This is a genomic window from Brevibacillus sp. NPDC058079, assembly GCF_042885155.1.
Lineage (GTDB): Bacteria > Bacillota > Bacilli > Brevibacillales > Brevibacillaceae > Brevibacillus.
The window spans coordinates 663,205-686,954 of the sequence record NZ_JBHVSO010000002.1 but is presented as its reverse complement, the minus strand read 5'-3'; the positions used below and the strand labels follow the sequence as shown (position 1 = coordinate 686,954).

29 protein-coding genes, 2 tRNA genes and 1 pseudogene are annotated in these 23,750 nt (G+C 45.7%); 16 read left to right on the top strand and 16 right to left on the bottom strand.

Annotated features, from left to right (window positions below):
- Positions 1 to 77 precede the first annotated feature (77 nt).
- Together ACFVS2_RS34605 and ACFVS2_RS09795 are read right to left on the bottom strand one after the other, a co-directional pair.
- A complete protein-coding gene (locus ACFVS2_RS34605; protein ID WP_354142434.1) occupies positions 78 to 185 on the bottom strand; it encodes a hypothetical protein in 108 nt (35 codons plus the stop codon).
- Positions 182 to 451, bottom strand: a complete 270-nt coding sequence (locus ACFVS2_RS09795) for a hypothetical protein (RefSeq protein ID WP_020477524.1) — start codon at positions 449 to 451, stop codon at positions 182 to 184. The genes ACFVS2_RS34605 and ACFVS2_RS09795 overlap by 4 nt, the downstream gene beginning before the upstream one ends.
- A 529-nt stretch (positions 452 to 980) precedes the next feature.
- On the opposite strand from ACFVS2_RS09795, the gene ACFVS2_RS09790 reads away from it, so the two are divergent.
- Complete coding sequence (locus ACFVS2_RS09790; RefSeq protein ID WP_390233353.1) at positions 981 to 1,451, top strand: DUF6896 domain-containing protein; 471 nt, start codon at positions 981 to 983, stop codon at positions 1,449 to 1,451.
- 468 nt (positions 1,452 to 1,919) lie between these two features.
- Positions 1,920 to 2,237 (top strand): hypothetical protein, encoded by a 318-nt coding sequence (locus tag ACFVS2_RS09785; RefSeq protein ID WP_390233351.1) that lies wholly within the window; start codon positions 1,920 to 1,922, stop codon positions 2,235 to 2,237.
- A 566-nt stretch (positions 2,238 to 2,803) separates the two neighbouring features.
- Here ACFVS2_RS09785 and ACFVS2_RS09780 read toward each other — a convergent pair.
- Positions 2,804 to 3,325, bottom strand: a complete 522-nt coding sequence (locus ACFVS2_RS09780) for a hypothetical protein (RefSeq protein WP_007716952.1) — start codon at positions 3,323 to 3,325, stop codon at positions 2,804 to 2,806.
- Positions 3,326 to 3,411: 86 nt separating this feature from the next.
- Here ACFVS2_RS09780 and ACFVS2_RS09775 point away from each other — a divergent pair, with 86 nt between their 5' ends.
- The gene (locus tag ACFVS2_RS09775) at positions 3,412 to 4,092 is read left to right on the top strand and encodes a TerC family protein (RefSeq protein WP_390233349.1); all 681 of its coding nucleotides are present in this window, start codon (positions 3,412 to 3,414) and stop codon (positions 4,090 to 4,092) included.
- Between the two features lie 41 nt (positions 4,093 to 4,133).
- On the opposite strand, the gene ACFVS2_RS09770 is transcribed toward ACFVS2_RS09775, so the two are convergent.
- Both ACFVS2_RS09770 and ACFVS2_RS09765 read right to left on the bottom strand, forming a co-directional pair.
- A complete protein-coding gene (locus tag ACFVS2_RS09770; RefSeq protein ID WP_173617077.1) occupies positions 4,134 to 5,222 on the bottom strand; it encodes an HD-GYP domain-containing protein in 1,089 nt (362 codons plus the stop codon).
- A gap of 154 nt (positions 5,223 to 5,376) precedes the next feature.
- Complete coding sequence (locus tag ACFVS2_RS09765; RefSeq protein WP_390233346.1) at positions 5,377 to 5,994, bottom strand: MerR family transcriptional regulator; 618 nt, start codon at positions 5,992 to 5,994, stop codon at positions 5,377 to 5,379.
- Positions 5,995 to 6,226: 232 nt separating this feature from the next.
- Here ACFVS2_RS09765 and ACFVS2_RS09760 point away from each other — a divergent pair, with 232 nt between their 5' ends.
- From ACFVS2_RS09760 to fabI, 3 genes are all read left to right on the top strand, one after another.
- Positions 6,227 to 6,952: a ZIP family metal transporter gene (locus ACFVS2_RS09760; RefSeq protein WP_056485663.1), complete on the top strand. Its 726-nt coding sequence runs from the start codon at positions 6,227 to 6,229 to the stop codon at positions 6,950 to 6,952.
- A 39-nt stretch (positions 6,953 to 6,991) separates the two neighbouring features.
- Complete coding sequence (locus ACFVS2_RS09755; RefSeq protein WP_173617015.1) at positions 6,992 to 7,159, top strand: hypothetical protein; 168 nt, start codon at positions 6,992 to 6,994, stop codon at positions 7,157 to 7,159.
- Positions 7,160 to 7,255: 96 nt separating this feature from the next.
- Positions 7,256 to 8,029 (top strand): enoyl-ACP reductase FabI, encoded by a 774-nt coding sequence (fabI, locus tag ACFVS2_RS09750; protein ID WP_390233344.1) that lies wholly within the window; start codon positions 7,256 to 7,258, stop codon positions 8,027 to 8,029.
- Between the two features lie 149 nt (positions 8,030 to 8,178).
- Here fabI and ACFVS2_RS09745 read toward each other — a convergent pair whose 3' ends face one another.
- Both ACFVS2_RS09745 and ACFVS2_RS09740 read right to left on the bottom strand, forming a co-directional pair.
- Positions 8,179 to 10,608, bottom strand: coding sequence for a UvrD-helicase domain-containing protein (locus ACFVS2_RS09745; protein ID WP_390233342.1), 2,430 nt, complete (start codon positions 10,606 to 10,608; stop codon positions 8,179 to 8,181).
- 71 nt (positions 10,609 to 10,679) lie between these two features.
- The gene (locus ACFVS2_RS09740; RefSeq protein WP_390233339.1) at positions 10,680 to 12,044 is read right to left on the bottom strand and encodes a hemolysin family protein; all 1,365 of its coding nucleotides are present in this window, start codon (positions 12,042 to 12,044) and stop codon (positions 10,680 to 10,682) included.
- Positions 12,045 to 12,328: 284 nt separating this feature from the next.
- Here ACFVS2_RS09740 and ACFVS2_RS09735 point away from each other — a divergent pair, with 284 nt between their 5' ends.
- Both ACFVS2_RS09735 and ACFVS2_RS09730 read left to right on the top strand, forming a co-directional pair.
- The gene (locus tag ACFVS2_RS09735) at positions 12,329 to 13,030 is read left to right on the top strand and encodes a YitT family protein (RefSeq protein ID WP_228088492.1); all 702 of its coding nucleotides are present in this window, start codon (positions 12,329 to 12,331) and stop codon (positions 13,028 to 13,030) included.
- Positions 13,031 to 13,059: 29 nt separating this feature from the next.
- Positions 13,060 to 13,989: an MBL fold metallo-hydrolase gene (locus ACFVS2_RS09730; RefSeq protein ID WP_173617080.1), complete on the top strand. Its 930-nt coding sequence runs from the start codon at positions 13,060 to 13,062 to the stop codon at positions 13,987 to 13,989.
- On the opposite strand, the gene ACFVS2_RS09725 is transcribed toward ACFVS2_RS09730, so the two are convergent.
- Entirely contained in the window at positions 13,959 to 14,321 is a 363-nt protein-coding gene (locus ACFVS2_RS09725; RefSeq protein WP_173617081.1) for a hypothetical protein, read from the bottom strand. The genes ACFVS2_RS09730 and ACFVS2_RS09725 overlap by 31 nt on opposite strands.
- A 106-nt stretch (positions 14,322 to 14,427) precedes the next feature.
- Between ACFVS2_RS09725 and ACFVS2_RS09720 the strand changes: the two genes are divergently transcribed.
- Positions 14,428 to 15,273 (top strand): PHP domain-containing protein, encoded by an 846-nt coding sequence (locus tag ACFVS2_RS09720; protein WP_390233335.1) that lies wholly within the window; start codon positions 14,428 to 14,430, stop codon positions 15,271 to 15,273.
- A 66-nt stretch (positions 15,274 to 15,339) separates the two neighbouring features.
- Here ACFVS2_RS09720 and ACFVS2_RS09715 read toward each other — a convergent pair whose 3' ends face one another.
- The 4 genes from ACFVS2_RS09715 to ACFVS2_RS09700 form a co-directional block, all read right to left on the bottom strand.
- Positions 15,340 to 15,762: a DUF3995 domain-containing protein gene (locus ACFVS2_RS09715; RefSeq protein ID WP_173617083.1), complete on the bottom strand. Its 423-nt coding sequence runs from the start codon at positions 15,760 to 15,762 to the stop codon at positions 15,340 to 15,342.
- Between the two features lie 107 nt (positions 15,763 to 15,869).
- On the bottom strand, positions 15,870 to 16,385 hold the full coding sequence (locus ACFVS2_RS09710) for a TetR/AcrR family transcriptional regulator (RefSeq protein WP_390233332.1): 516 nt from the start codon (positions 16,383 to 16,385) through the stop codon (positions 15,870 to 15,872).
- Between the two features lie 272 nt (positions 16,386 to 16,657).
- Positions 16,658 to 17,113 carry a GNAT family N-acetyltransferase gene (locus tag ACFVS2_RS09705; RefSeq protein ID WP_390233330.1) on the bottom strand — a complete coding sequence of 152 codons (456 nt, stop codon included), beginning with the start codon at positions 17,111 to 17,113 and terminating at the stop codon, positions 16,658 to 16,660.
- A 78-nt stretch (positions 17,114 to 17,191) separates the two neighbouring features.
- Entirely contained in the window at positions 17,192 to 17,701 is a 510-nt protein-coding gene (locus tag ACFVS2_RS09700) for a YjcG family protein (RefSeq protein WP_015892264.1), read from the bottom strand.
- Positions 17,702 to 17,846: 145 nt separating this feature from the next.
- Between ACFVS2_RS09700 and ACFVS2_RS09695 the strand changes: the two genes are divergently transcribed.
- Positions 17,847 to 18,005 carry a hypothetical protein gene (locus tag ACFVS2_RS09695; protein ID WP_015892263.1) on the top strand — a complete coding sequence of 53 codons (159 nt, stop codon included), beginning with the start codon at positions 17,847 to 17,849 and terminating at the stop codon, positions 18,003 to 18,005.
- 2 nt (positions 18,006 to 18,007) lie between these two features.
- On the opposite strand, the gene ACFVS2_RS09690 is transcribed toward ACFVS2_RS09695, so the two are convergent.
- Positions 18,008 to 18,712 (bottom strand): alpha/beta hydrolase, encoded by a 705-nt coding sequence (locus ACFVS2_RS09690; protein WP_390233327.1) that lies wholly within the window; start codon positions 18,710 to 18,712, stop codon positions 18,008 to 18,010.
- A 176-nt stretch (positions 18,713 to 18,888) separates the two neighbouring features.
- On the opposite strand from ACFVS2_RS09690, the gene ACFVS2_RS09685 reads away from it, so the two are divergent.
- From ACFVS2_RS09685 to ACFVS2_RS09675, 3 genes are all read left to right on the top strand, one after another.
- On the top strand, positions 18,889 to 19,482 hold the full coding sequence (locus tag ACFVS2_RS09685) for a phosphatidylglycerophosphatase A family protein (RefSeq protein WP_173617498.1): 594 nt from the start codon (positions 18,889 to 18,891) through the stop codon (positions 19,480 to 19,482).
- 360 nt (positions 19,483 to 19,842) lie between these two features.
- Positions 19,843 to 19,919: transfer RNA gene (locus ACFVS2_RS09680), tRNA-Ile, on the top strand.
- 25 nt (positions 19,920 to 19,944) lie between these two features.
- Positions 19,945 to 20,020: transfer RNA gene (locus ACFVS2_RS09675), tRNA-Val, on the top strand.
- 152 nt (positions 20,021 to 20,172) lie between these two features.
- On the opposite strand, the gene ACFVS2_RS09670 is transcribed toward ACFVS2_RS09675, so the two are convergent.
- The 3 genes and pseudogenes from ACFVS2_RS09670 to ACFVS2_RS09660 all read right to left on the bottom strand — a co-directional run.
- The gene (locus ACFVS2_RS09670) at positions 20,173 to 20,517 is read right to left on the bottom strand and encodes a site-specific integrase (protein WP_390233326.1); all 345 of its coding nucleotides are present in this window, start codon (positions 20,515 to 20,517) and stop codon (positions 20,173 to 20,175) included.
- 26 nt (positions 20,518 to 20,543) lie between these two features.
- Positions 20,544 to 20,951, bottom strand: a complete 408-nt coding sequence (locus ACFVS2_RS09665; protein ID WP_390233324.1) for a tyrosine-type recombinase/integrase — start codon at positions 20,949 to 20,951, stop codon at positions 20,544 to 20,546.
- A gap of 48 nt (positions 20,952 to 20,999) precedes the next feature.
- Positions 21,000 to 21,176: pseudogene (locus ACFVS2_RS09660) on the bottom strand (tyrosine-type recombinase/integrase); the annotation flags it as partial.
- A 462-nt stretch (positions 21,177 to 21,638) separates the two neighbouring features.
- Here ACFVS2_RS09660 and ACFVS2_RS09655 point away from each other — a divergent pair.
- The 3 genes from ACFVS2_RS09655 (at position 21,639) to ACFVS2_RS09645 (ending at position 23,725) form a co-directional block, all read left to right on the top strand.
- Entirely contained in the window at positions 21,639 to 22,271 is a 633-nt protein-coding gene (locus ACFVS2_RS09655) for a hypothetical protein (protein WP_390233322.1), read from the top strand.
- 347 nt (positions 22,272 to 22,618) lie between these two features.
- On the top strand, positions 22,619 to 23,077 hold the full coding sequence (locus tag ACFVS2_RS09650; protein WP_390233483.1) for a superinfection exclusion B family protein: 459 nt from the start codon (positions 22,619 to 22,621) through the stop codon (positions 23,075 to 23,077).
- A 33-nt stretch (positions 23,078 to 23,110) separates the two neighbouring features.
- Entirely contained in the window at positions 23,111 to 23,725 is a 615-nt protein-coding gene (locus tag ACFVS2_RS09645) for a hypothetical protein (RefSeq protein WP_390233320.1), read from the top strand.
- The last annotated feature ends 25 nt before the right edge of the window (positions 23,726 to 23,750 follow it).

Sequence of the window (23,750 nt, the reverse complement as noted above, 5' to 3'; positions counted from 1 at the left end):
GGATTGTAATGCTCCCCGTTGTCAAGACACGATTTTTTGAGGATTAAGTTATGTCCTCCTTTTCGTAGTCCTAGTGTTTAGGATGCGATTTTTTCGATAGTATGGGCGTAAAATTGATCGGGTTTTGCTTCATTTAGAGATTGATGAGGGCGCTCCTGGTTATAAAATTGGACATAACGAGCTATCTCTCTGAACTCTTAACGAACTTTATCATCAATACACCATCTTGCAGTTCGGCAGAATAACAATTTTCGTTTAAATTTTCAGTTGAATATTGATATTCGAGAATTGCATCTGCCATTTCTTGAGTGAATCTCCCCTTAAAATACGGTATATTTAGCTTAGTTCCAACTTGAAAATCTTCATCACAACAATTAATATCAATGTGTTCTATTATCGTTTTAACTGGATCGCTTAAATCAGCCCATTTTAAATTACATTGATTATTCACCACTTTCTTCCCCCTTAAAATTATCTTTTCATAACATCAGAAGTTAAGTCATAAAGCACATTATTATTACCCTCAAGTACGATATATCGATGATTGAATTCGTTCTTTGTTTTTAGGATGCGATTTTTTCGATAGTATGGGCGTAAATTGGTTCCGTTTTTCCATGCTCTTATCATAACTTATTTTTTAACCTCCCGTGTCTCAGTCTATGGGAGCATTATAGATAGCTCAATAATTTTGCGAATACTCTACGTATGGAATTATTTTCGAAGTTCGTGAATAAGACGTTATCAGAAATTTCCTGAATGCATGTTCTTGAAGTAATACTCAGAGATAGTCGGACAACCACTACGCCAGTTTGAAAAGTGAAAAAAGGCACGAAACCCCACATAACACTAAGTTCACAATGCAGGCTTGCAGACCTTGGGACTGGCAGAGTTTTTGGCAAAGGTTGCAGGGTGAGTTGTTAAGAAACGCTTTAAAGAAAACTTTAACTGAAAAATATAAATACCATAGAAGGCGGTAATTTATGAACTCGCTAACTAAAGAAACGGTGGATGAATTATTGGCAGCAATGGACGCTTATAAAGTAATTGCGCAAGAACTCATTGACAAATTAATATTGGAAACGAACCAGCCTGAAAAATCAGAGATAATAAAAGGAAGTTACTACTTAATTTCAAATGCGGAATTACTAAACGATGAAGAACATTTAACCGGTAATTGGTACTTTGATGTTCATGGAGAGCATTGCATGTTTGAAAACTTAGATACTGGACAAAAACTGGAGGTTTCCCTCGGGAATACAGACGATATTGGAAATGTGGATCCCTACTTTTTTTATGACTTCTTGAAAACAACTGAGAATTTTAAACGCTTAATTCAATATTTTGAAAATCCATTTGGTGATATGTTGAATTTTTTTGAAGTATTAGAAAAGCAAAAAATACTTATACATATTCACGGTGTTGAATACAGAAAGATTCTTCAGAATGAATAATAATTTTGGTTCGTGAATAAGAGGCCTGAAATGATGTATCAGTCATCAATAAACGATTTATTGTAAGTGGATATGTTAGTGTCTGTATAGGTATTTTCTTAATGACTGTTGCACTTTTTGGTGGTATTAAAGGTTTGTGATAACGCTTTAAGCTAATGGATACGATAGCTCAATTAACCAGGCCAGTCTAACACTTTATTTTTGTGTTATGACTGGCCTTTTTGTATGGAAGGATTGAATAGTCTAATACCTATTTTTCTAAGGTAAAGAGTTTTCTTAGACAGTAATAGCATCAAATCAACAACATCAGTCTAATACTTTATTTTCTCTGAACACTAGATATCTTTTCCGGAAGGCCCAATCCTAAATGGATTTTGTCTGAGACCGAAGAGAAGGAACTACTCAAAATAATAACCTCCGACCCGACGCAAATTTCACTAGTGTATACCCCTGAGGAGAAGTTTGGTCTTGGCTATCGCGGATTTATTGTCCGCGAGATTAAGACGGATGAAGGGATTTGGAGCAGGACCAATCGGGAAATTGGAAAGGCCACTCCCCATGGAGTTCCGTGTTGGAAGTAAACCAGCGAAGCAAGCCCTCGCTACTGAGTGGCTTTTGCGAACATCAGAAAAGAAAAACAGTAAAGTAACGGACCAACTGCGTGAAGAGGCTGCAAGAGGTGTCGTTTTATTACCTTCGCCAGTAATCATCTGGGGGGAGGGCGCTGGGCTCACCCTGGCCTCCGCGGAGGCCGTCCAGCAAGGGAAAATACCTGTAGTGAAGTGATAGGTGGTCTGTACGCCGATGGTTGGAGTCATCACTGCTCACCTAGCTCATTGAACGTATTGATGATTAGATGCGTAATGAAACCAGGCGGACCACTTGATTCGGATTTTCACTTCTATCGGCTTGTCACGGATGGATCTCATGGTGCGATGTGGGGCCACAAACCAGGAGCAACACCAGCTAAAAACAGAGATGATTGTGGGCGACTTATTGCTTTTGGTTATGATCCAAGAACCATTTGCAGAGGCCGATACACTGAATTCTGTGGCTTTTTCTATCATAATGATCCCGTGGTATTCGTCAAATCTTATTAACTATTCGATTATCTACTTTCTTTGAGGGGATAGTTATGCGATGCCAGGATACAAATGATAGGAAGGATGAGGGCAGGGCAACCAAGACGCCATGCTTCAGAGATTGTACCGAATGTTGGGACAACTTCAAGCTGAATCATCCTTTTGATTCAGCAGAACCTGACGGATGAATGACGGCTCCCTTCTTCCTTTTTCATTTGTCTCACTAAGAACAGACCGACAAGCGTCAGGCTCGTCGGTCTGTTTTCTTGATTATGGTTCACGAAGATCGTTCAATGAGATTCCTTGCTCGAGCGCGAAATCAAAATCATCCACATCGTAAAATTGAACAGGCACGATATATTCCAATATCCGATCCTGATAATCAGGCTGGTCTGTGAGAAGTGGGGCCTCAAATTTCATGGCCGTCAACAATAGCTGTGTCTCTACGGGATCAAATATCTCCCCCCACATGGCGTTGTCCTCCACTTTCACGACCGTCAGGGTCACACCGTTCGGAAAAGAAAAGGGAACCTTGGACCATGGGGCTATCAGTCCTTTTTCCATTCGCTTGCGATTGAATGGATCGGCAAAAAATTGGCTCATTTCTTTCATAATCCGACGGACATACTGATCATCAGTAGAGTAGGGCATGATAGGTTCAGGACTCTGGATAAATTCGTCCAATTCATAGATTGTCGACGCGGGTATCAGATATTCTACTGGTTGCGATGGGACCATCAACTCCCCGTAGATAGCCAACATGATCGCTTCTATAACGAATTGTTTCGACATTTCGACAACCCTCCTCGTTACCATCATACAAAAAATCAGGGGCACCGTACAAGGGTGACGAGTAGGGCTCAAAAAGTTTAGGGAGTGTGCATCCTTTGTTTGAATCTGCCTTTTTTTCGTCACTGCTACTCATCATTACCATCAACATCGTATTAAGTGGAGATAATGCGGTGGTCATTGCCATCGCTTGTCGGAAGCTTCCGATCGAGCAACGAAAACGAGCCATATTGTGGGGGACGTTTCTTGCTATCATCGTACGCGTGATCGCTACGATTCTTGCTGTTTATTTACTGAAAATCCCGTATCTGTACATGATCGGCGGAGTTATCCTGCTATGGATCAGCTACAACCTGTTACGCGAGGACGAACAAGAGGAAGCAATCAACTCGAGTGAAGACTTAGTCCAAGCGGTCAAGACGATTGTCGTAGCAGATGTGATGATGGGGCTGGATAACGTACTCGCCATTGCAGGGGCAGCGCAAGGAGATATCGTCCTCATTGTGTTTGGCCTTTTGATCAGTGTGCCTCTCATGATTTTTGGCAGCCAGCTCATTCTAAAAGCAATGGAGCGCTTTGTATGGCTTGTTTATGTTGGTTCAGGTGTCCTAGCTGTGGCTGCGGTGAATATGATTCTAATGGAAGATACGATGCATGAGTGGATCGCCGGTAGGTTTTGGCTCGAATATGCAATCAAAATTGGGTTGGTCGCTCTCGTGTTAGCTGCGGGATATTTGCAACGGACGAAAACAACGCGTACCTACGCATGAAAAAACTGAGATGAATAATGAATCTCAGCTTTGTTTTGGGCCTATAAGGTTTTGACGATCGTCACGCTCATCCATTCTTTATCGTAGAGATCGATTTCATAGGTGCTAGCTACTTCAGAGCCATCTTCATTAGTAAGAATACGGATCGTAGGTCGATTCACAGCCAATGGATTCACTTTGGAAACGACCCCGGTATGTCCTGTACTCAGTAATACAGTAGAAGCAATTGGATAAATGGCGACGTGCTGCAAGAATAGCTTGAGCAGGTCGAGGTCGAAATAGGTGTTTCCTGTAGCGAACAAGTACTCGGTAGCATCACTTGGCGAGTAGCTTTTCCGAAATGGACGCGGAGAAACTAAGGCATCGTAAACATCAGCGATTGCCACGATTCGTGCATACTCGTGAATGTTTTTCTCACACAGCTGACGAGGATATCCTGTTCCGTTGTATCTCTCGTGGTGCTGAAGCGCACAGTGTGCGGAGACGACCGAGATGTTATGTTGATTCCGCAAAATATTGAAGCCTTCTTCGGTATGGTATTGGACACGTTGCCGTTCTTCTGCGCTTAACTCGGTACGCATGGTCCAGAGCTCCTTAGGAACCTGTGTCATGCCGATGTCGAACAAAAGCGCACCAATGCCCAACTCCATCATCTGCTGCTGGTTGTAGCCTTTGGCCATCCCTACCACACCAGACAGAATGGCGACATTGACAGCGTGATGAAATAGGTAACCATCCAACACGTGAAGACTGGACAGGTTGACCAAGATATCTTTGCGACTGCTCAAATCTTGAAAGATTTCCCGAAACACCTTTTGAAAACTGCTCCCGAAATCAGGGGCGGACGTACGTCGCTTGATCTGCGGCTGATCCATGAGGGTGGTCATCGTTTTGTACACGGCATCCACGGCTTCTTTACGCGTCTCATCGCGGATTACATCTTCCGGCATGATATCTTCTGTGTGCTTGTCTTGAATGTAAAGGGTATCAATTCCCAATTGAACAAGCCGTTCAATGTAACGGGGGGTTAGTTGTACCCCGATCCCCAACAGAACGTTCCCATTTTCTTGGAACACGCTCTTGGCGATAACATCGCCCGGCTTTACCGAAGTAATATGCAATTTTCTCACAACGAAAGCCCCAGTCCTTTTTTGGTGGAATGTAAATAGTCCTGATTTTCAGTCAGTTCATGTAGTACCATTTTATCACAGTAGAACATGGGGAGACTACCGCTGTTGAGGTACTTCTCTCAATTGTCATTTTTTTCCGTATCAAAAAACACGATTATTGCTCGGCTGCGCGATCTGAACGTGTAAACCAGCGGAAAGGGTTGAGTGACCAGCGAGGTTCGTAGCGGGCATAGCGCTCCTTGCGACGAGTCAAGCGCTGCTGCATGAGATCTAGTTCAAAAGTAACGCGACGCATTTCTAAGCGAAGGGACTCTTGCATTTCTTCAATATCGGCAATCTTTTGCAGAATGGTCGATTGCATATGATTCATAGAGGAGAGCTGTGTGAGCTCCTGCTGAAATTGGACGAGTGTCTCGTGGACCGTCACTTCCACTTCTCGCATGCCCGTTCCCAGCTTGTTTGTGGCGCTGATCGTAACGGCGGTTTCTTCCGCCCCTACGAGTTCTTCTTCCAGGAGCATTTCCTCAGACAGGCGTCCTTCTTCTATCAATTGGCGCTGAATATCTTTTAACGAGCTGTTGCCGTTGTCTTTTCTTTCCTTTACTTCCTTGAGTAGTTCAAAGCCTGCTTCGCTGATCAAATAGTGACCCTGCGGATTTTTCAGACGTTCCTGTGCAGGTACGAACAAGTCCAGCCAGTTACGCAGTGTACGAACATGCACATCAAGGCGATCAGCTACCTCTTTTGAAGCCATCCAAACTTGTACATCCATCCCGAATCACTCCTTTTTTCCTCTCGGTATTCCCGGTGGACTCATTATAGCACCAAAATTTTCCGGGCAAGAGAGAATCGACAAAGGTTCTAAAAACTAGTGATCTTTCGTCCGATTCGGACAGATCGTCGTATTTTGTCAAATTTGGTTGTCTGCTCATAATGACCGGGACAGGCGCGTACATATGGAAGGAGTAAGCATGTTTTTGCTCGTTGGGTGAGGAGAGGACCGGATGATGCAATCTGTTTTCTGGATTGTCCTTTTGACTGCTGCCTTGGCGAGCAGTATCGGGGGACTGCTGTTATGTCTGCGTGCCTGGTCATCCGAGGCATTGTTTGCGATGATCAGTGCAGGGGCTGGGCTACTGCTGGCGATTACGCTGCTAGATTTGATGCCACATGTCTTTTCTGACAAGAGCTTATGGTTGATGCCATTTGTGCTTGTTGGCTTTGTGACGCTTTTTGCTCTGGAATTAATCAGCAAGTCGAGCGGAGAATTTGGCTCCACGGGAATTATTGGGGTCATGACGGGTTTTTTATTGCATGCATTTGTCGAAGGCGTCTCATTAGTCGCTAGTTTGCGGATGGATTCAGAAGTAGGGGTATCCGTATTGGTGGCGATGCTGCTGCACAAAATTCCGGATGGCGTGACCATTGCCTCGCTTTTGCTGGCAGCGACCAATTCGAGAAAGAAAGCATTTTGGGGGGCGACATCGCTTGGAATCGCGACGATTGCAGGTGCTCTTAGCTTTGGTTTTGCCGAGCAAATGTTTCCACCGAATTGGTCTGGCATTATGTTGGCGATGACGACCGGTATATTTTTGTATGTATCCGCCAGCCATCTCGTCCCTTATATCGGACAAACCAAAAAGGCACAGTACGGAGTTTATTTTGTTGGTGCCATGGCCGTGTATCTGATTTTGTCTGCCTATTTGCACGCGAACCACTTGCATGCATAAAAGGTCCCATTCCTAGCCAGTCTAGACTGGAGGAAGGGAGTGTGGACTGACAGTATGAACCATCAAGAGCAATTGCAAACAGACGATCTCTTGCAGTCACTGACTGAATTCCCGGTCATGGGGACATCGTTGAATCCATTGCAGGAATCGTGGGCTTCCTCTGACGCTCTAACTGCGCTAACCGATCAGGCCGGAAGTACCGATTAAATGTTTTTGTACTGCCCCTCTCGTTTATCCCCTCGTATCCATGGACAAGATCGGTTATAATGCAGGGGAATAAGTTGGGAAAGGGGCAGATACATAATGAATACATTGTTGCAAGGAAAGAACATCGTCATCATGGGCGTAGCAAACCACCGCAGCATTGCCTGGGGAATTGCGCAATCCTTACATAATGCTGGAGCGAATCTGATTTTTACCTACCAAGGGGAGCGCCTGCGTGAAAACGTGGCGGCACTCACAGAAAAATTGGGAGTAGAAGCGCTGTTGGTAAATTGCGATGTCACGAAGGATGAGGATGTCGAAGCGGCTTTTGCTGTGATCAAAGAAAAAGTGGGCGTTATTCACGGTCTAGCGCACTGCATCGCGTTTGCGAAAACGGAAGAGCTCGAAGGCGAGTATGTTAACACATCCCGCGAAGGATACACATTGGCACAAGACATTAGCGCATTCTCCCTGGTAGCAGTTGCTCGTGCTGCTCGTCCTTTGATGACCGAGGGCGGTAGCATCGTGACCTTGACTTACCTTGGCGGTGAGCGCGTGATTCAAAACTACAACGTAATGGGTGTAGCCAAAGCTGCGCTTGATGCATCTGTTCGTTATTTGGCAAACGACTTGGGCAAAGAGAACATTCGTATCAATGCGATCTCTGCTGGTCCAATCCGTACCCTTGCTGCAAAAGGAATCCGCAATTTCAACACCGTACTGAAGGAAATTGAGGAAAAAGCGCCATTGCGCCGCACGATTGACCAATCGGAAGTAGGCGACACCGCTCTCTTCTTGTTCAGCAATCTCTCCCGAGGAATCACGGGTGAAATTCTGCACGTTGATGCTGGCTACAGCATTATGGGCGGCTAATCAGAAGTAATTTTCCCGAAAAAGAATAACAGGCCCCGCTTTCTCGCATACTATACCCAAAATGCGTGAAAGGGGGCCTGTTTATTATGTTTCCATTGATTACGAACATGGAAGAATTCTTGATTTATATGGGCGGCGGCTTTCAGTACTTACCTGCCCATCTCGGCGATGAAGCGGGAGGTGCGGGTCTTTCGTCCGAATCGCTCTCGGGGGATACCGATACACAAGCTGTGACGGGCCCGGGTAATCGCGACGTATAAGAGACGACGTTCTTCTTCAAGCGCACCCGAGCCGCCTTTTCGTAGCTCATCCAATGTGTACTCATGAGGAAGGGCACCTTCTACCAGATCAGGCAAGAAGACATGGTCATATTCGAGACCTTTTGCCCGATGGATACTTAAAACATGAACAGCTTCGTCCGGGAGTGGTCGCATCGTGCGCCACTCTTTTTCTTGTCGCGCCATTTGATCGATATAAGCTAAAAAATCGCTGATTGTCGCATGGCGCTTAGAAGCTGCCAGTATTTGCTGCAGCTCATCGCTCCAACGTTCCCGGCCATCTTCCCGGTCTTTCGCGCGTTTTTTTAGATAGTCACGCAGTTTGCCGTCCTCATAGATGAGCTCCAACGCCTGAGCAGGTGGAACCTCCTTACACGCGGTGAGAATCTCATTGATTTGCTGCATGTGCTTGCGCTGATACGGTTTGAGCTGTGTCAAATGCGGAAGAACGTGCAGAATCGGCTTGTCCTCAATGATTGCTTGACTGCGCAAGGCATTCCACATTTCGGCTGAGATGTAGAGGGTCGACAATATTTCTTTTAGTGCATCGGTGTCATCTGGGTTTAACGCGAGCCGCAAATAATTCAGCGTCCAGCGAACCGTCTGGCGTTGGTAAAAGGAATCCTCCTCTTGCGTGTAATGAAAAGGAATTCCTGCTTCGCTCAGGCGCTCCAAAATGGGGCGTGCAGATTCATTGGTGCGGTACAAGATCGCGCATTCACCCAAAATGGCCCCTTGCTCACGACGATGGATAATTTCATCGACGATCCGGGAAGCTTGTTCTTCTTCGTCTTCCGGCTCGAATAAATACGTGTCGCCTTCCTCGCGATGAAAGGACTGACAATCCTTTGCCCAACGCTCCCGGTTGTGGCCGATCAGCGAGTAGCCAAGACTGACAATCGAGGAATGGGAACGGTAGTTGACCTCGAGTGTAAATGTCGACGCCTGCGGAAAGTCTTTGGTGAAGCCCAAGATGTACTGAGGATCACTGCCACGAAAGCCGTAAATGGACTGGTCGTCGTCCCCGATGACACACAAATTGTTTTGTGGAGCGGCTAATAGCTTGACCGTCTCATACTGAATGCGATTGATATCCTGAAACTCATCGACCATTACATAGGTGATGCGTTCCTGATAACGGCGAAGGAGTCCTGGATCATCGCGCAGCATTTCGTAGCAGCCAATGAGCATGTCGTCAAAGTCAAACCATTGATGCTTTTTCTTCGTGTCCTCATACAGAGGATAAAGCTGGATCGCCCGTTTTTCTGCATCGCTCGTTGCTTCCCGATACGCGACCTCATGGGGGAGGATGTATTCGTTTTTCCAACGACTGATGATGCCGAGTGCTTCGGTGATCTCTGTTTCTTTTAACGTGGCAAGGTCGTCATGACCGAGCAGTGCACCGGTCTCGCGCATCAACCGCCATTTTTGCCAATCCTTTTTCAAGAGGCGCTGCTGATCCCAGCGTTCTGGCTGGTGATGCAGGAGCATTCGGTAAAAGATGCTGTGGAACGTACCGGCAATCAGCTCACGTGCTTGTCCAGCGGGTAGTTGCCGGGCAATGCGCTGACGAATTTCATCGGCGGCTTTGGTCGTAAAGGTCACGACCATGATTTGATTTGGCTTTACACCCAAGTCTGAGATCAAGTGAGTCGTGCGTGCAGTCATGACGCGCGTCTTGCCACTTCCGGCTCCCGCGAGGATGAGAAAAGGCCCCTCGGTAGCGTGCGCCGCTTGCTGTTGTCCCGGGTGCAGCGATTGATCACGCATTTGCTCAGCCATGTGAGAGATGGTCTTCTTCGGCATCAAGCGTTTGCGGAAAATCGGTGGCTTCGGTGCAGGCGGGGGAGGCGTCGTGCTCGTGCCAATCGTTCTCTTTTTCGGAAGGCGAAAGGAGCCGATGGTCTTTGTATTTTCTTCGTCTATGGATGCCTCGCTGTGCTCCTTGGTTGAGAAAGCGAGTGGTTCTTTCGTGTTATCGTCGCTGTGCTCCTTTTCGACCGTAGCAGCCAAGACAGCCTGAAAGGCAGTGGCAGCCTGAAAGGCAGTGGCAGCCGTCTCATTAATCGCTTGTAGCGAATCGAGAGAAGCAGGACCACTTTCCGTCAGAAGCGGGCACTCTGCTCCTTCAGGATGGAAGAAATGCGGCTCGAAGCTGATGCCAGCATGAAGACGAAGCGCCGATGCACAGGCAGGACAACGTACCTTGTCCTGCCGGGCAGCCATGCGCCAAAACGGTATGCGGTTGTAGTTCTCTGGTAGCAACAGGATGGGTTTGTTGTCTAGTAAAGCGTAGTTCATCATGACACCTCGGAAACAAGAAGTGCCCCCTGTCGGCAGGGGACACTTGCCATTTTGGTTGTTCTTTTTGATTAAGAGTGCAGCGACACGATATCCTCGGGAAGAGCGGACGAATCTTCTGCTCCCAAATACGTGATGCTCACGCGTGTAATGCGATGGTTTTCTAGTTCACTGATCGCAAAAAGATAGCCTTGGAATGTGACGGTTTTGCCTTTCGCGACCTCTTCATTTAACTGGCTGTAGAGCCATCCGGCAATGGTGTCGACTTCGTCGGAAACGACTTCAATCGATATGTAATCATTCAGTTCTGTCAAGAGAGTTTTGCCGGAAACCGAGAGCGTATTGCTGGAGCTTTCTTCAATTTCAGGGCGCTCATTTTCATCGAACTCATCCTGAATATCACCGACGATTTCCTCCAAAATGTCCTCCATCGTTAACAACCCTGCTGTACCGCCATATTCATCAATCACGATGGCGAGCTGGGAACGGCGCTTTTGCATTAAGCGCAAGACGTGGCTAATTTCCATGGACTCCGGCACCGTCAATAATGGACGGAGAAAATCAGTTAACTCTGCTTTCCCTGTCGTTAGTGCAGAAAGGTAAAAATCAGAGGTGTGCACAAAGCCAATCAGCCTGTCCTTATCCTCATGAGCAACGGGAAAGCGTGAATGGCGAGACTCTCTCATGATTTCGAGGTTTTCGTCAAACGTGTTGTCGTCGTAGAGGCAGATCATTTCGATTCGTGGGATCATAATTTCCCGGGCAAGACGTTCGGAAAACACGAAGACATTGTCGACGAGAGCCATCTCGGTCTGGTCAATGTGACCACTTTTATGACTCTGGTTCATGAGCAGGCGGATTTCTTCTTCTGTATGAGCAGATTCGTTTTCGGTGGCAGGCTCGACTCCAAGGCGTCTAATGAGTATATTGGCTGCTCCGTTTAAAAACCAGATGAGCGGATAGCTCAGCTTGTAAAAAAACATGAGTGGTGCGGCAGTCCATAGGGAAGTGGCCTCCGCTTTTTGAATCGCCAAAGACTTGGGAGCAAGCTCTCCGAAGACGATATGTAAAAATGTGATGATAGCAAAGGCGATCGCAAGTGAGGTCGGACTGACCAAGTAAGATGGGAAATGAAAAAATGCCATGACGGGCGCGACGTAATGGGCGACGGCAGGTTCACCGACCCAGCCTAACCCCAACGAAGCCAGCGTAATTCCGAGCTGGCAGGCGGACAGATAGGCGTCGAGCTCACGTGTGACTTTTTGCGCGTAGCGGGCACTTTTGTTATTGCCTTCACTGACGAGCTGGGTCAGACGAGTTTGGCGAACTTTTACTAACGAGAATTCTGCTGCGACGAAGAAGGCGTTCAGAAGAACCAAAAATACCACGAGCAGCAGATTCAGCGTAATCTCCCCTATCGGACTCTCCAAGCACACCTCCGCCTCCCGCAGTGCGAAAGGTGGAGAATTCACCTCCGATACGATAATGGTATTTTACATGTACGACCAAAAATGGATAAATATTCGATCTAAAACCTGCAATGGATATGCTTTTCATGAGCCATGCTACAGGTTTTCTTGTTACTCGTAAGTATACCAATAGGTCAACCGAACAGTCAAAACGTTCCGATTTGAACGAGCGCATTCTTAGGCAATGCTTGGACATACCTGCTTCTTTCCGATCATAAACTAAACGAGCACGGTCCAAGGAGGGGAGCGACGTGTACTGGCTGCAAAAAAGTGTAGCGATTCTCACAGGAAGCGTGCTTCTTGGCATAGGAGTCAATCTGTTTTTGGTTCCGCATCGCCTGATGGACGGGGGCATGATCGGGATCGGTTTGTTGGCGACGTATTACATGCAGATGCCGCCGGGTCTCGTGATGATTTTTGTTAGTATCCCTGTGTATTTCATCGTCTTTTTTTATGATCGCAGATTGTTTTTTCACAGCTTTCACGGCATGCTGATTTCTGCCTTCTTTATAGACATTCTCTCGGATATGCGTGGTTGGAATCTATGGTCAACATCCTTTTCAGCAGTAACTGGCGGCGTGTTAATCGGAATAGGTATCGGCTTGATGCTTGCCTACGAGACGAATACGGGTGGGACAGACCTACTCGCGCAATTTCTTGCTAGGCGATACAAGCTGCGCGTTGCTTTGCTGATCTTTCTAATTGATGGGTTGATCGTACTCTGCTCGATTCAAACGATCGGGATGGAGAGAATGATATTCTCTTTGCTGACAATCGTTGCCGTTGCGGCGACTACGCATATGTTCAGTGGACTCGGACGACCTCTGCCACCGTATACGATCATTGGCCCGCTTTTTTCGCATAAAATGGAGGGTCGCTCGTCGCGGCTCCAGGTAAACACGAACACGAGATATAGGAACAGGAAGGGGAAGGCGATATTTTGGAGAAAATAAATAGGAAAAGGATGAAATGAGGGACTGTTTTGTCTGGACAAGCATTTCAAATGATAACGGAGCATGTTGGATATTTTCCCGGTCATGTTAACATAGGCCTTGTTATTGGTGAGCATGGAGCGATCCTGATTGATTCAGGTCTGGATACCCAGAACGCAAAAAAAATCAAGAAAGGACTGGACGCTATCGCCCAGCCCTTGTGTGCAATCATTCAAACACACTCTCATGCCGACCATTTCGGTGGCAACGCCTACTTGCTCGGATGCTGGCCCGAAGCAAGGGTCTATGCGCCACCGCTGGAAGAGGCGATCATTCGGAATCCGATACTTGAGCCCATTTACTTGAACATGGGTGCAGCACCACTTGAGGATCTCAAAAACAAGTTTTTGTTGGCGCAACCTTCTCGGGTGGACCACCACCTTCCACTAGATGAAGGGATCGAAATTGCTGGCGTACCTTTCTATATCCTTTCTCTGCCGGGGCATAGCTGGCAACAGGTTGGCGTCGTCTGTGACGAGATTTGCTTCGCTGCCGACAGTTATTTAGGCGAAGAGGTTCTGGAAAAGCACAAGCTGCCGTTTCTTGTGGATGCGCATGAGACCCTACTCAGTCTTCATAAGCTGCTTGCAACCAACTACAAGGGATACTTGCCTGGGCACGGAGCATATACCACCACCTCTCATGATGCCGTGAACAAAAATATTGCTTGGCATGAGCGGATTTTCTCGGTGATCTGCAACATTTTAGTAGAGGAGAGGACACCAGAAGAAGCGTTAACTCTCCTGTGTGAGCGTTTACACATTTCCATAGAAAATGCTTCGAGCTACGTCCTGTTTCGGACGGCGTTTATGGGTTACTTGGTCGGGCTGCAGAAAACAAAGAGGGTGGCATACCGGTTTGAACATAATCGGTGGTTGTGGAGAACCGTTCAGGATGGAGCGGAGGGAGCAGACAGGTAATCGGCGATTTCTGCTAGCTTATGCTCTGCAGCTTCGCGGACGGCCTTGGGAATGAAAAAAACTTCTTCGGATGTGGTGTTCATATAGAACTTTGCTTCTAAATACGGATGACCCAGTTTGACATTCAGTTCCCCTTTTCCGGTTGTTGTGCTGGTGTAGTTCGTAGGGATACGCAAAAAATACGCGCTGCTGCTGGCGGAATCGTACATGACGACATCGTACGTGGGCATACTGTCCCCGCCTGATCGATGAAAGCCTTGTTGTCGCAGCATTTTGTCAACATAAGAGAGTGGCTGAACGACACCGGTAAGGGTCTTGTTTTTTAACCGCATGGACATCCTCCTCGGTTCAACCATTGAGAAATCAAGCTTACTCCAATACTATGTACGGCAATACCGATTCAGACTTGTAGAAAAAGAAAAGAAGGAGTGGACGAGGATGCAACTTATGGCAGATTTGCATACACATACAAAAGCGTCAGACGGTACCTGCGAGCCGGCGGAAAACGTACGTTTGGCGAAGGAGGCGGGACTTGCTGCACTGGCAATCACGGATCACGACACGGTAGCAGGGATTCCAGAAGCAATGGAGGCTGCCCGCGCACTCGACGTGGAAATCATTCCGGGAGTCGAAGTGAGCTCCGTGGGGAAGGGGCAGGATATTCACGTTCTTGGCTATTTTGTCCCGTATGAAGACCCAGCTTTTGAAGAGCGTCTCTTCCGTTTGCGAGAGACAAGGCATGAGCGTAACCAACTGCTGATAGCACGGCTGCAGGAGCTCGGAATCGACATTTCATTGGAAAAGGTATACCGCCGCAAGCAGGGCACGGACAAAAACATCGGGCGACCACATATTGCTGAAGAACTGATAGAGCTGGGGGTCGTTTCTACGATTGCGGAAGCCTTCGATAAGTACTTGGGCAAAGGGGGAGCGGCTTATGTCAATCCTCCACGCATTACCCCGCAGGAAGCAATCACGCTGATCAAAGAGGCTGGCGGAGTGGCGGTGCTGGCTCATCCGGGTCTGTATGACGATGATGAGCTTGTCCAGGAGTTGATTATATTCGGATTGGACGGGATTGAAGTCAACCACCCGGACAACGATGAGGTACAAAAAATGCGCTACAGCAAGTGGGCAGCGCAATACGGACTTGTTGTCACCGGCGGTTCTGATTTCCATGGCTGGCGTGGAGAGGAGCCGTTTCATGCGATGCTCGGCTCTCATACCGCAGCGATGGATGCTGTTGAACAGCTACGTGCGATTGCGGCGAAGCGGAAGTTATAATTCATTCATCCATACGTAACGGAAACGACCCTCTTCGCTTTTATGGGAAGAGGGTTTTTGGTGAACTTAAAACAATGCCAGAAGAAAGGATATTCCTAACCACAAGCATAGAGGGCTGAACAATGCTGTATCTTGACGGGCAAACTTCGTATTTTTTACTTTTTTAAAAAAGCCAATGTAGTTGAAGTCTCCCACAGCGCGCAGGACAAATACAGCTGCACAGATCATGCATCCCCATTGAATCAAAGAGGGGGCTATTACGGGCGAGAGATAACCGCTCTGGGCGAGCAAAATGTAACCGGCAAAAGCCAATAAGCAGGCAACGACGATCGTTCCGCCTTTCCCGGGGGAAAAAGTTCGGCGTGAATGATCGGCTGTTGTGGGGATGACGGAATCGGTCCCCCATTTTCCTCCGAAGGCCCAATAAAAATGCAGCAAGGACACGATAACTAAGAAGATAGCAGATGAGATAGGGAAAACATGCGTCATGGGAATACCTCCTATTGATTCATAAGGTTTTTGCGGAAGATACGCACCCGTATGTTTTGGGTGAAAAAATCCCTGCGCAAGACAATCTGTCAGGCAGGAAGGGGTAATCAAATCCAAGTCATAAAATGATGCAAGGGTGCGGACATATCAAAAGGCGCTTCCAGCTCTCTGCGCACGAGCCAACCAATATAGAGGAGGTACGCGAGCTGAGCACGTGTCTTTGCATCAGCGGGAGCCAGCCCTTTTTTCTCATACAAAGAGGCAACGAAGCCGATCCTGCGCTTCTCGATTTCCACGAGACGTTTGGAAAGGGCAGGATGCTGTTTCGCCCAGTTGTAGATAGCGGCTTCGATTTTTCGCTCGCTGCTAAAAACGCTCGACAACAGCTGTTCCAACGACACGTTGTCTGAGTGTGGCGCTCGAATGATCCGCTCGGTCGCATGCTCCTCCCAATAATCGATCATGGAGTCCAGTAACGCTTGACGATCTGAAAAGTGATGATAAAAGCTCCCTTTGCTGATCTTCAGTTTTCTGGCGAGAGGTTCCACACGGACAGCGTCAATGCCTGCTTCAGCCAACATATCGAGCCCTGCCCGAATCCAATCTTCACGTACGTATTGCATGGTTCACCTCAAAAGATACGGTATCGTATGTTTCTGGTTCCATGTTATTCCACCGGGTGAGAAGTGTCAAGAAGCATTGATTTTTGTATTGAGAAAGTAGCAGAGGGCTACGGTGATGACTCTTTTGAACGAGTGATTGAGGCGATTCGGAAACCGCTGGCGATTTAATTCTTTTCGCTGGTGCCAATGAAAAACACCCTCGCTTCGCATGATGATCATAGCGAAAACGAGGGTGTTTTCCGACAAGGGGATTGAGTTGCACGCAGCTTCAGTTATTCGCGAATGGATTTTACCATCGCAATATGCTCGATACCCGCATCGTCGAATAAGTCGCCAAAAGGTTCATAGCCGAGCTTTTCATAAAACCGTTGGGCTTGCGTCTGTGCGTTCAGCTTCAAGCTGTCATACTCGTGCTGTTTGGCTAGCTCTTCCATCGCGAGCATGATTTGGCGGCCCAGCCCGGTACCGCGTTCTGTTTTAGCAACCGCCACCCGTTCAATTTTTCCCACGCCAGGTGCGTAGGTACGGATACGGCTCGCGCCCACTGGCTTTCCATCGCGGTAAGCCACAAAATGAATCGTCCCACCATCCAGTGTGTCATGCTCATCTATTTCCAACTCTTCCGGTACTTCCTGTTCCTCGATGAAAACGACTCGGCGTACAGACAGGGCATCCGCCAATTCTTGTTCAGTGGTGACTTTTTGGATCTGGTAGGTATGCAGGTTCATCGGTATTCGTCCTTTGTTAGAAAATATCCCTCCCTACGATGGATACGCAAGGAGGGTTGGTGATTGAGGAAAGGGTGTTTATTTTTTGAGAAGGAAAGTCTGGTAAACGCTCCAGATGCCATCCTCGAGCTGATAAACCAAGTGGAAGCGATCAATTTCGCTGTTCAGGTCAATTTTTGCCATGCTTAGTTGGCCGGTTACATCACGCAGCTCATCGTCGGACAGGTCGCGCCCGATGGTCAGATGCGGTACGTATGCGTAGGTTTCTTTTTCATTCACACACTGATTCGCAATTTTTTGATGCAGCTCGTTAAATGGTTCTTTGTTTTGCACAGCCAAATAGATCACGTTGGTGGTAGGGTGGAAAGAAGATACCCGATGGAAATGAGCCGAAAAGCTGTCAGTAGAGGAGGCAACCTGCTCCAGATGGCTCACCAGCTCAGGCAACTTCGCTTCGTCCAGCTCAAAGGCTTCCTTCAAACGGATATACGGAGGAACCAAAGCATAGCCCGGGTCATAACGTTTCCGGTAAGAGTTGGCTACTTCTTGCACCTTGCTAGATGGGAATATTACGATACTGTACATCATCAGAACCACTCCTCCTTACTATCTATCATGCTCTACAAGATATTATTTTAACAGAAAATTCTTCATTTGTGTAATGTTAAGCGTGGGGCCGTATATTCCTTGCGCGAAAGGAAAGACTGTGTAGTGCAAGGAGGTGCCGCACTGCATGCATACGGCTATGATGATCACATTCATTTTTCTCGTCCTGCTTCTACTGTCTGTGCTGACCTTCACGATCTTGACTGCGATACGAAAAGGAGAATTCGAAGAGGCTCTCGTATCGACGATCAAGGATGAAGGTCCGCAAGAAGAACAGCCACGGTAAGTTTACCCGTAAAGCGTCTTGAGCATACGCGGTAGATTGCGCTGCCAGTAGCCCCACGTATGGTCACCCTCAAACGTTTCATAAACGAGGGTGGCTTTTTTCGTGCCCAAAATCTCGCGCAGTTCTTCATTGGCCGCAAGAAGATTCAATGTGCCGCGGCCCGTGCTTACTGCCGTTTCCTCCGTCCCGATTTCCAAATAAATGGTTTGCGGTACGGAAAAGTCAGCGTCAGCTACCAAACGATTTAGCTTTGCGTCCATGGCAATTGACTGGCAGGCAACTTGTCCAAACGTATGTGGATAGTTAAGAGCAGTGAACAGAGAGACAACCCCGCCCAAAGATTCGCCAAGAAGTGTTCGTGCGTTCCCCAAAGGATGTGTGGAGTAATGCGTATCGACATAGCTCACGACTTCTTCGGCGAGGAAGCGTCGGTAGGCCATGTACTCTTTGCCATCCGGATGATAACGGTCATGCCGTTTGCTTTTCTCGACAGGGAGAAAGACAGCGATGATATCAGGCAGTTCTTTGTCCTGATTCAATTGATCCAACAAAGTAGCCATCCTGCCCATTGCCAAGTAATCTTCTCCATCCTGTACGTAGAGGACGGGATACGAGTAGAGTGGCGAGTAGCGTTGGGGTGTGTAGACAACCAGCTTTTCCGGCGTCCCCAAATGCCGGCTTTTCAAGACGATTTCCTCAAGGGCCACTACGGTGTCCTCCTTATTGGGATATTCTGTTCATTATTATACAGGAGGGAGCGTGCATGCCCAAGAGTTTGGGTGCAGGGTCAGGCAGTGGGCGAAAGATTGTCGCAATTTGGTCAGCGTGTGATACTATGGTAGGAAACGACTTCACTCGATTTGTGGAAGGGGTTGTCTCTTATATGAAGAAGCAAGTACACAGCATCGAAGTCAGAAACGCTGCTCTCGCACGTTTGGCAGAACGCGGAGTGACGTTGGATGATATCGCAGAGATCGTCTATCTCATGCAATCGCCCTACCATCCAGATCTCACGATGGCGCAGTGCATTGAGAGCGTGAAAGCGGTCTTGGAAAAAAGGGAAATGCAGCACGCCATCCTGGTTGGCGTTGAGTTGGATACGTTAGCAGAGAAGGGCCTCTTGTCCGAGCCGCTCCAATCCATCATCGCGTCAGATGAAGGACTATTTGGATGCGACGAAACATTGGCGCTAGGCTCCGTATTTGGATATGGAAGTATCGCGGTGACCACCTTTGGACATTTGGATAAGCACAAGGTCGGAGTGATTAAAAGGCTGGATACCAAGTCGGCAGAGGGACGTGTTCACACATTTTTGGACGACCTCGTGGCGAGTGTGGCAGCCAATGCATCTAGCCGCATGGCCCATCGGATGAGAGATGAGCAGGAGGCAGAATTGGCACGAAGTGAGGCGTTGAAGCAACAGGAAGCGGAGTTGCGTGTCGAGGAGAAAGGGAAAGGGACGGAGCAGGCGGGGTAGGTTAGGGTTGCGATGAGGGAGTTTGTTATGATCGTTACCTAATTATCTTGTTTGTTTTAAGCTCTATTGAATAGTTTTCAGCTTAACAGGAGCCAATTCTTCACCGGTGTAGCCCATATGCTTGATGAGTCATGTATGATGTGATGCCATCTTGTAGGAAATCCCCATGTTTTGTAGGGGATGTGGGCAGCAGCGGTGGGGAATGGCTTTTTACAAGGAAAAAACAAGCCTGATTTCACTGGGTTTCTTAGTGTTCTTTTGGTACGAGTGAAAATTTTTACAAGAAATTATTCATTTCCTCTTGAAATTCATTTTACGATACTGTATAGTAATAAATGTGATCGACGTCCGATACGATTCGGGCCCTTAGCTCAGTTGGTCAGAGCGGTCGGCTCATAACCGATTGGTCGTAGGTTCGAGTCCTACAGGGCCCACCATTAAACGATTACACACATATCCCATGATCCGGTAGCTCAGTTGGGAGAGCACCATCTTGACAGGGTGGGGGTCGCTGGTTCGAACCCAGTCCGGATCACCATATAACGAATGCTGAAACCCTTGTTAATCAAGGGTTTTTTTATTTTATGCTTTGATTAGCCACAGTCACTAATCACCATATTCTACGTTTTGGGTGGCAAATGGGTGGGATTCGTACTTGGGTGGCATATTTTAATGATTGGGTGGCAAATGCTATTCGTTAACTGTTGACTTGAAAAAACTCCTTCCAAACTCTTCAGCAACATCTTTTTGCAAACTCGGTAAAACGTGTGTGTAAGTATCAAGTGTAATTTTAATGGTGGCATGACCCAGCCGTTCGCTTACTACTTTGGGATTTACACCTTGCACCAGTAGAAGTGTTGCATGGGTATGACGTAAGTCGTGAAATCGAATTTTGGGAACATCCACTCTTTTAAGTAGGCGCTGATAGGTTCTATTCAAATTTCTGGGGGATTGTGGCGTGCCTAGCGTAGTGCAAACGACAAGGTTATTATCAGTATAACTTTGTCCGCAAGCTCTTTTTTCGTCTGTGACCATCGATTTGTGTTTTTTGAGATCGTGAATTACTTCAGATGGAATTGTAATAGATCTTCTGCCTCTGCCGTTTTAGGTAATGGGGAGAATTTCTGCCCATCGTGAGATAATGTTTGCTTCACATAAAGAATCCCTTTTTCTAGGTCAACATCCTTCCATCTTAACCCCAAAATTTCCCCTTGCCTCATTCCAGTTGTAAGAGCCAACAAAAACGCAACATAGAGTCTATCGGTTTTTGCTTGCTTCAGAAACGTTAATGACTGTTCGTTGTCCCACACTTGCATTTCTTCTTTAACAGCTTTTGGTCTATCAACTAGAACAACTACATTTTTTGATACCATTTGCCAGCGTTCAGCTTTATTAAGTGAATCCTTAATGATGGTGTATATTTTTTGCATAGTGGAACCAGCGTAATTGTTCTTACTTAATTCAAGCATGAATTTCTCAACACGGTGGGGAGTAATCTTTGAAATCTCTAGATCGCCCAATGCGGGAATGATATGCAGACGTACCCAGTCGCTGTAACTTTTCCATGTGCTTTCTCTTACACTGATCTTTTTTGAGTCAAGCCAATCTGTAAGATAGTCCCTGTAAAGTACTCTAGATGGTTCAACATAATCACCTTTATTTGTAGTGCTTAATAAATCTGCTAATGCTTGTTGAGCCTCTTTCTTGGTTTCAAAGCGCTTTTTTTTCGAATCCTCTTTCCGTTCTCATCTACTCCTAGTGTTGCTTCGTAGTACCAAAATCCCTTTGTTTGTCCTTTTTAACAAAACCAGTCGCCAATATTATCACTCCTTTAAAGTTAGTAAGTTTCGGGGTCTTACATAGGAAATTATAGCATTAAATCAATTGATTACCTATTTGATATTGTTAATTCTAACTGTCTTTCCACCCATCTTTGTTCATTCAAGTATAGGTGTAATATTTGGTATAATTGGCATATGAGGAGTTTGAAAAATACACAGGTGTTTAGTCGTATAAGCAGATAAAGGAAGACAATCCTGATTTGGACGAAGATGATAATGATGAAATTTACAACTAAGAAACGTGAATGCTGGTCAGCATATAAGACTTAAGAATTTGTAATATAATCAATATTTCATGAGAAGAGGGTAATATCAGTGAAAAAGAAACGGGATAGATTTCATATTGCATGCTGGGACAACTATAATCCAAAATCAATCCTAGATTCTTACAAAGATTTTGATCGGTCGTATCTATTTAACGTATATCAATCGGCACAAAAGTTACATACCAGACTTTTAAGTAACCGAAAAAAAGACGAGATAATGTTACGACAGATTGCCCCTATAGTTTATTTGTATAAAAGTTACATTGAGCTAACTTTAGAATACATGATTTCGCATATGCGAACCATAAACAGATTGCATGAAGCGATACAAGGTGAATCCCTGCTTAAAGAGATCAGATTTGATCTTCAGAGATGTGGTCTATTAAAAAGTTTCGAGATGATAGAGTTAGAAATGAAATCTTTATCATGTGATTTCCAATATTCCGAAACCTTCAGGGGTATTATTAAAGGATTTGAAAGTGATTTAAGCGGGGAGGAGCTGGAGTATTTAGACCTCAATATAGAAAATAGATGGTACTCAGACGAATTCCATGGCGGGCTACTCCGTCTAAAAGACGATATTGGTATTATAAATGGTGAATTTGATGACATTCTCGAATTGTTGGACAGTGAGATGGATGAATTGAATGAAATTAAGAGTGAAGTCAATCAAATCTTTTAATAAAAGGAGAACTTTATGGGATGTTTAATAGTCCTAATATGGTTTGTGGTGCTATTTTCCTTTGGATTTGACACGAATTATACAACAGACGTAACAAGTTTCAGTGGTTGGCATTATTCGTGAGTGGTAAAAAGAACTGTTTTAAATGGCTTTGGTCGATTCTGGATTATATCCACTGTCATCTTAATAGTAGTAGGAGGGGCAATAGCAGCATTTATTGATTACAGACTGAAATACAGGAAGTCAAGAGGATATGACGACTGAATAAAAGATGGTTTTAATGGGAGTTGAGATGGTTTGAGGTTTGACATTGGAAAACTCATTTCAGACTTATTTAATATAGCTCCATTCTTTTTCTCTTTGTTGTTCATTTTTCTGGAGTTGTTTTATTTATACCTGATTTTATGAACGAAACACTTGGCATAAGTGGATTTGTAATACAGCAGAAGCAGTGGATCGGAATCACATTTATCATTTCAGGATGTATTGCAATCTCACAAATGATTACTCATATTGTTAAATTTATCTCCAAAAAACTCAAGTTAAGAAAACTACAAAGAAATCGCGAAAAATACCTTGAAAGTTTATCTCAAGAAGAAAAAGAAATTCTCAAGTTTTACTTTTTAAATAATATTAGGACTCAACAAATATCATATAGCAGCGGTATAACAAGGGGACTGGAATACTACCAAATTATTTACAGATCATCAACGATTGGAGGTGGCATGGGCATCTTATTCCCATATAATATTCAACTATGGGCATGGACGTATTTGTTGAAAAATAAGCATTTAATAGATTTGTGATAAAATGAAGATTTTAATTAGGGAGAGTGTTGCATGCATTACCCTTTAGTTGTTGCAGTTATAAAAGAGCCTTATTATCAGATACCTGATTGGTTGAATACAGATGTGGCTTATACTGAATATGTCAAGTTAACAGGTCAAACTACTAGTGATGAAGTTGATTTGTTTATTGCGATGCTTTTGGGATACAACAATATAGACATTAAGGGTACACCTCATGAAGTGTTAAAGCGATTATTTGATGAATTGGATGTAGTAATTGGAGGAGGAATCTATCTCGAAAGCAATGATAGGATAATTCCTCCGAGTTGTTGTTCTGGTCTAGAAGCTTGGAGAGATGTGCTAGATAGTGTTATTAACAGGAAAAGCCCTTGGATGGGTCATAATCCAACACCAAGAATGGAATTCGCTGATAATATAGTGCGTGTTTGGTCGGATGATTCTAATGAAGAAGATGTAGACAAGAATGAACTGTACTATATTGATTTTGATTATGTGGAGTTTATTGCAAAGCTAGAAATGATTGAATCGGACTTAATGGAATTTGCAAGAGTGCCTCTCTTCAATAGATTTTTAGAGTTTGACCTTGAGTTAGCCAATGATGTGGTGAAAAGGTTTGAAAGTTGGTTTATCTTCAAAGGTGACTAAGAGGGGCAGTAAAGAAGTGAATAAA

Coding starts and splice junctions, on each gene's coding strand:
- ACFVS2_RS09790 (WP_390233353.1), top strand. CDS start 981: ATGAACTCGCTAACTAAAGAAACGGTGGATGAATTATTGGCAGCAATG.
- ACFVS2_RS09780 (WP_007716952.1), bottom strand. CDS start 3,325: ATGTCGAAACAATTCGTTATAGAAGCGATCATGTTGGCTATCTACGGG.
- ACFVS2_RS09765 (WP_390233346.1), bottom strand. CDS start 5,994: ATGGATGTACAAGTTTGGATGGCTTCAAAAGAGGTAGCTGATCGCCTT.
- ACFVS2_RS09760 (WP_056485663.1), top strand. CDS start 6,227: ATGATGCAATCTGTTTTCTGGATTGTCCTTTTGACTGCTGCCTTGGCG.
- fabI (WP_390233344.1), top strand. CDS start 7,256: ATGAATACATTGTTGCAAGGAAAGAACATCGTCATCATGGGCGTAGCA.
- ACFVS2_RS09745 (WP_390233342.1), bottom strand. CDS start 10,608: ATGAACTACGCTTTACTAGACAACAAACCCATCCTGTTGCTACCAGAG.
- ACFVS2_RS09725 (WP_173617081.1), bottom strand. CDS start 14,321: ATGCGGTTAAAAAACAAGACCCTTACCGGTGTCGTTCAGCCACTCTCT.
- ACFVS2_RS09720 (WP_390233335.1), top strand. CDS start 14,428: ATGCAACTTATGGCAGATTTGCATACACATACAAAAGCGTCAGACGGT.
- ACFVS2_RS09715 (WP_173617083.1), bottom strand. CDS start 15,762: ATGACGCATGTTTTCCCTATCTCATCTGCTATCTTCTTAGTTATCGTG.
- ACFVS2_RS09710 (WP_390233332.1), bottom strand. CDS start 16,385: ATGCAATACGTACGTGAAGATTGGATTCGGGCAGGGCTCGATATGTTG.
- ACFVS2_RS09705 (WP_390233330.1), bottom strand. CDS start 17,113: ATGAACCTGCATACCTACCAGATCCAAAAAGTCACCACTGAACAAGAA.
- ACFVS2_RS09700 (WP_015892264.1), bottom strand. CDS start 17,701: ATGATGTACAGTATCGTAATATTCCCATCTAGCAAGGTGCAAGAAGTA.
- ACFVS2_RS09695 (WP_015892263.1), top strand. CDS start 17,847: ATGCATACGGCTATGATGATCACATTCATTTTTCTCGTCCTGCTTCTA.
- ACFVS2_RS09685 (WP_173617498.1), top strand. CDS start 18,889: ATGAAGAAGCAAGTACACAGCATCGAAGTCAGAAACGCTGCTCTCGCA.
- ACFVS2_RS09670 (WP_390233326.1), bottom strand. CDS start 20,517: ATGGTCACAGACGAAAAAAGAGCTTGCGGACAAAGTTATACTGATAAT.
- ACFVS2_RS09665 (WP_390233324.1), bottom strand. CDS start 20,951: ATGCTTGAATTAAGTAAGAACAATTACGCTGGTTCCACTATGCAAAAA.
- ACFVS2_RS09645 (WP_390233320.1), top strand. CDS start 23,111: ATGCATTACCCTTTAGTTGTTGCAGTTATAAAAGAGCCTTATTATCAG.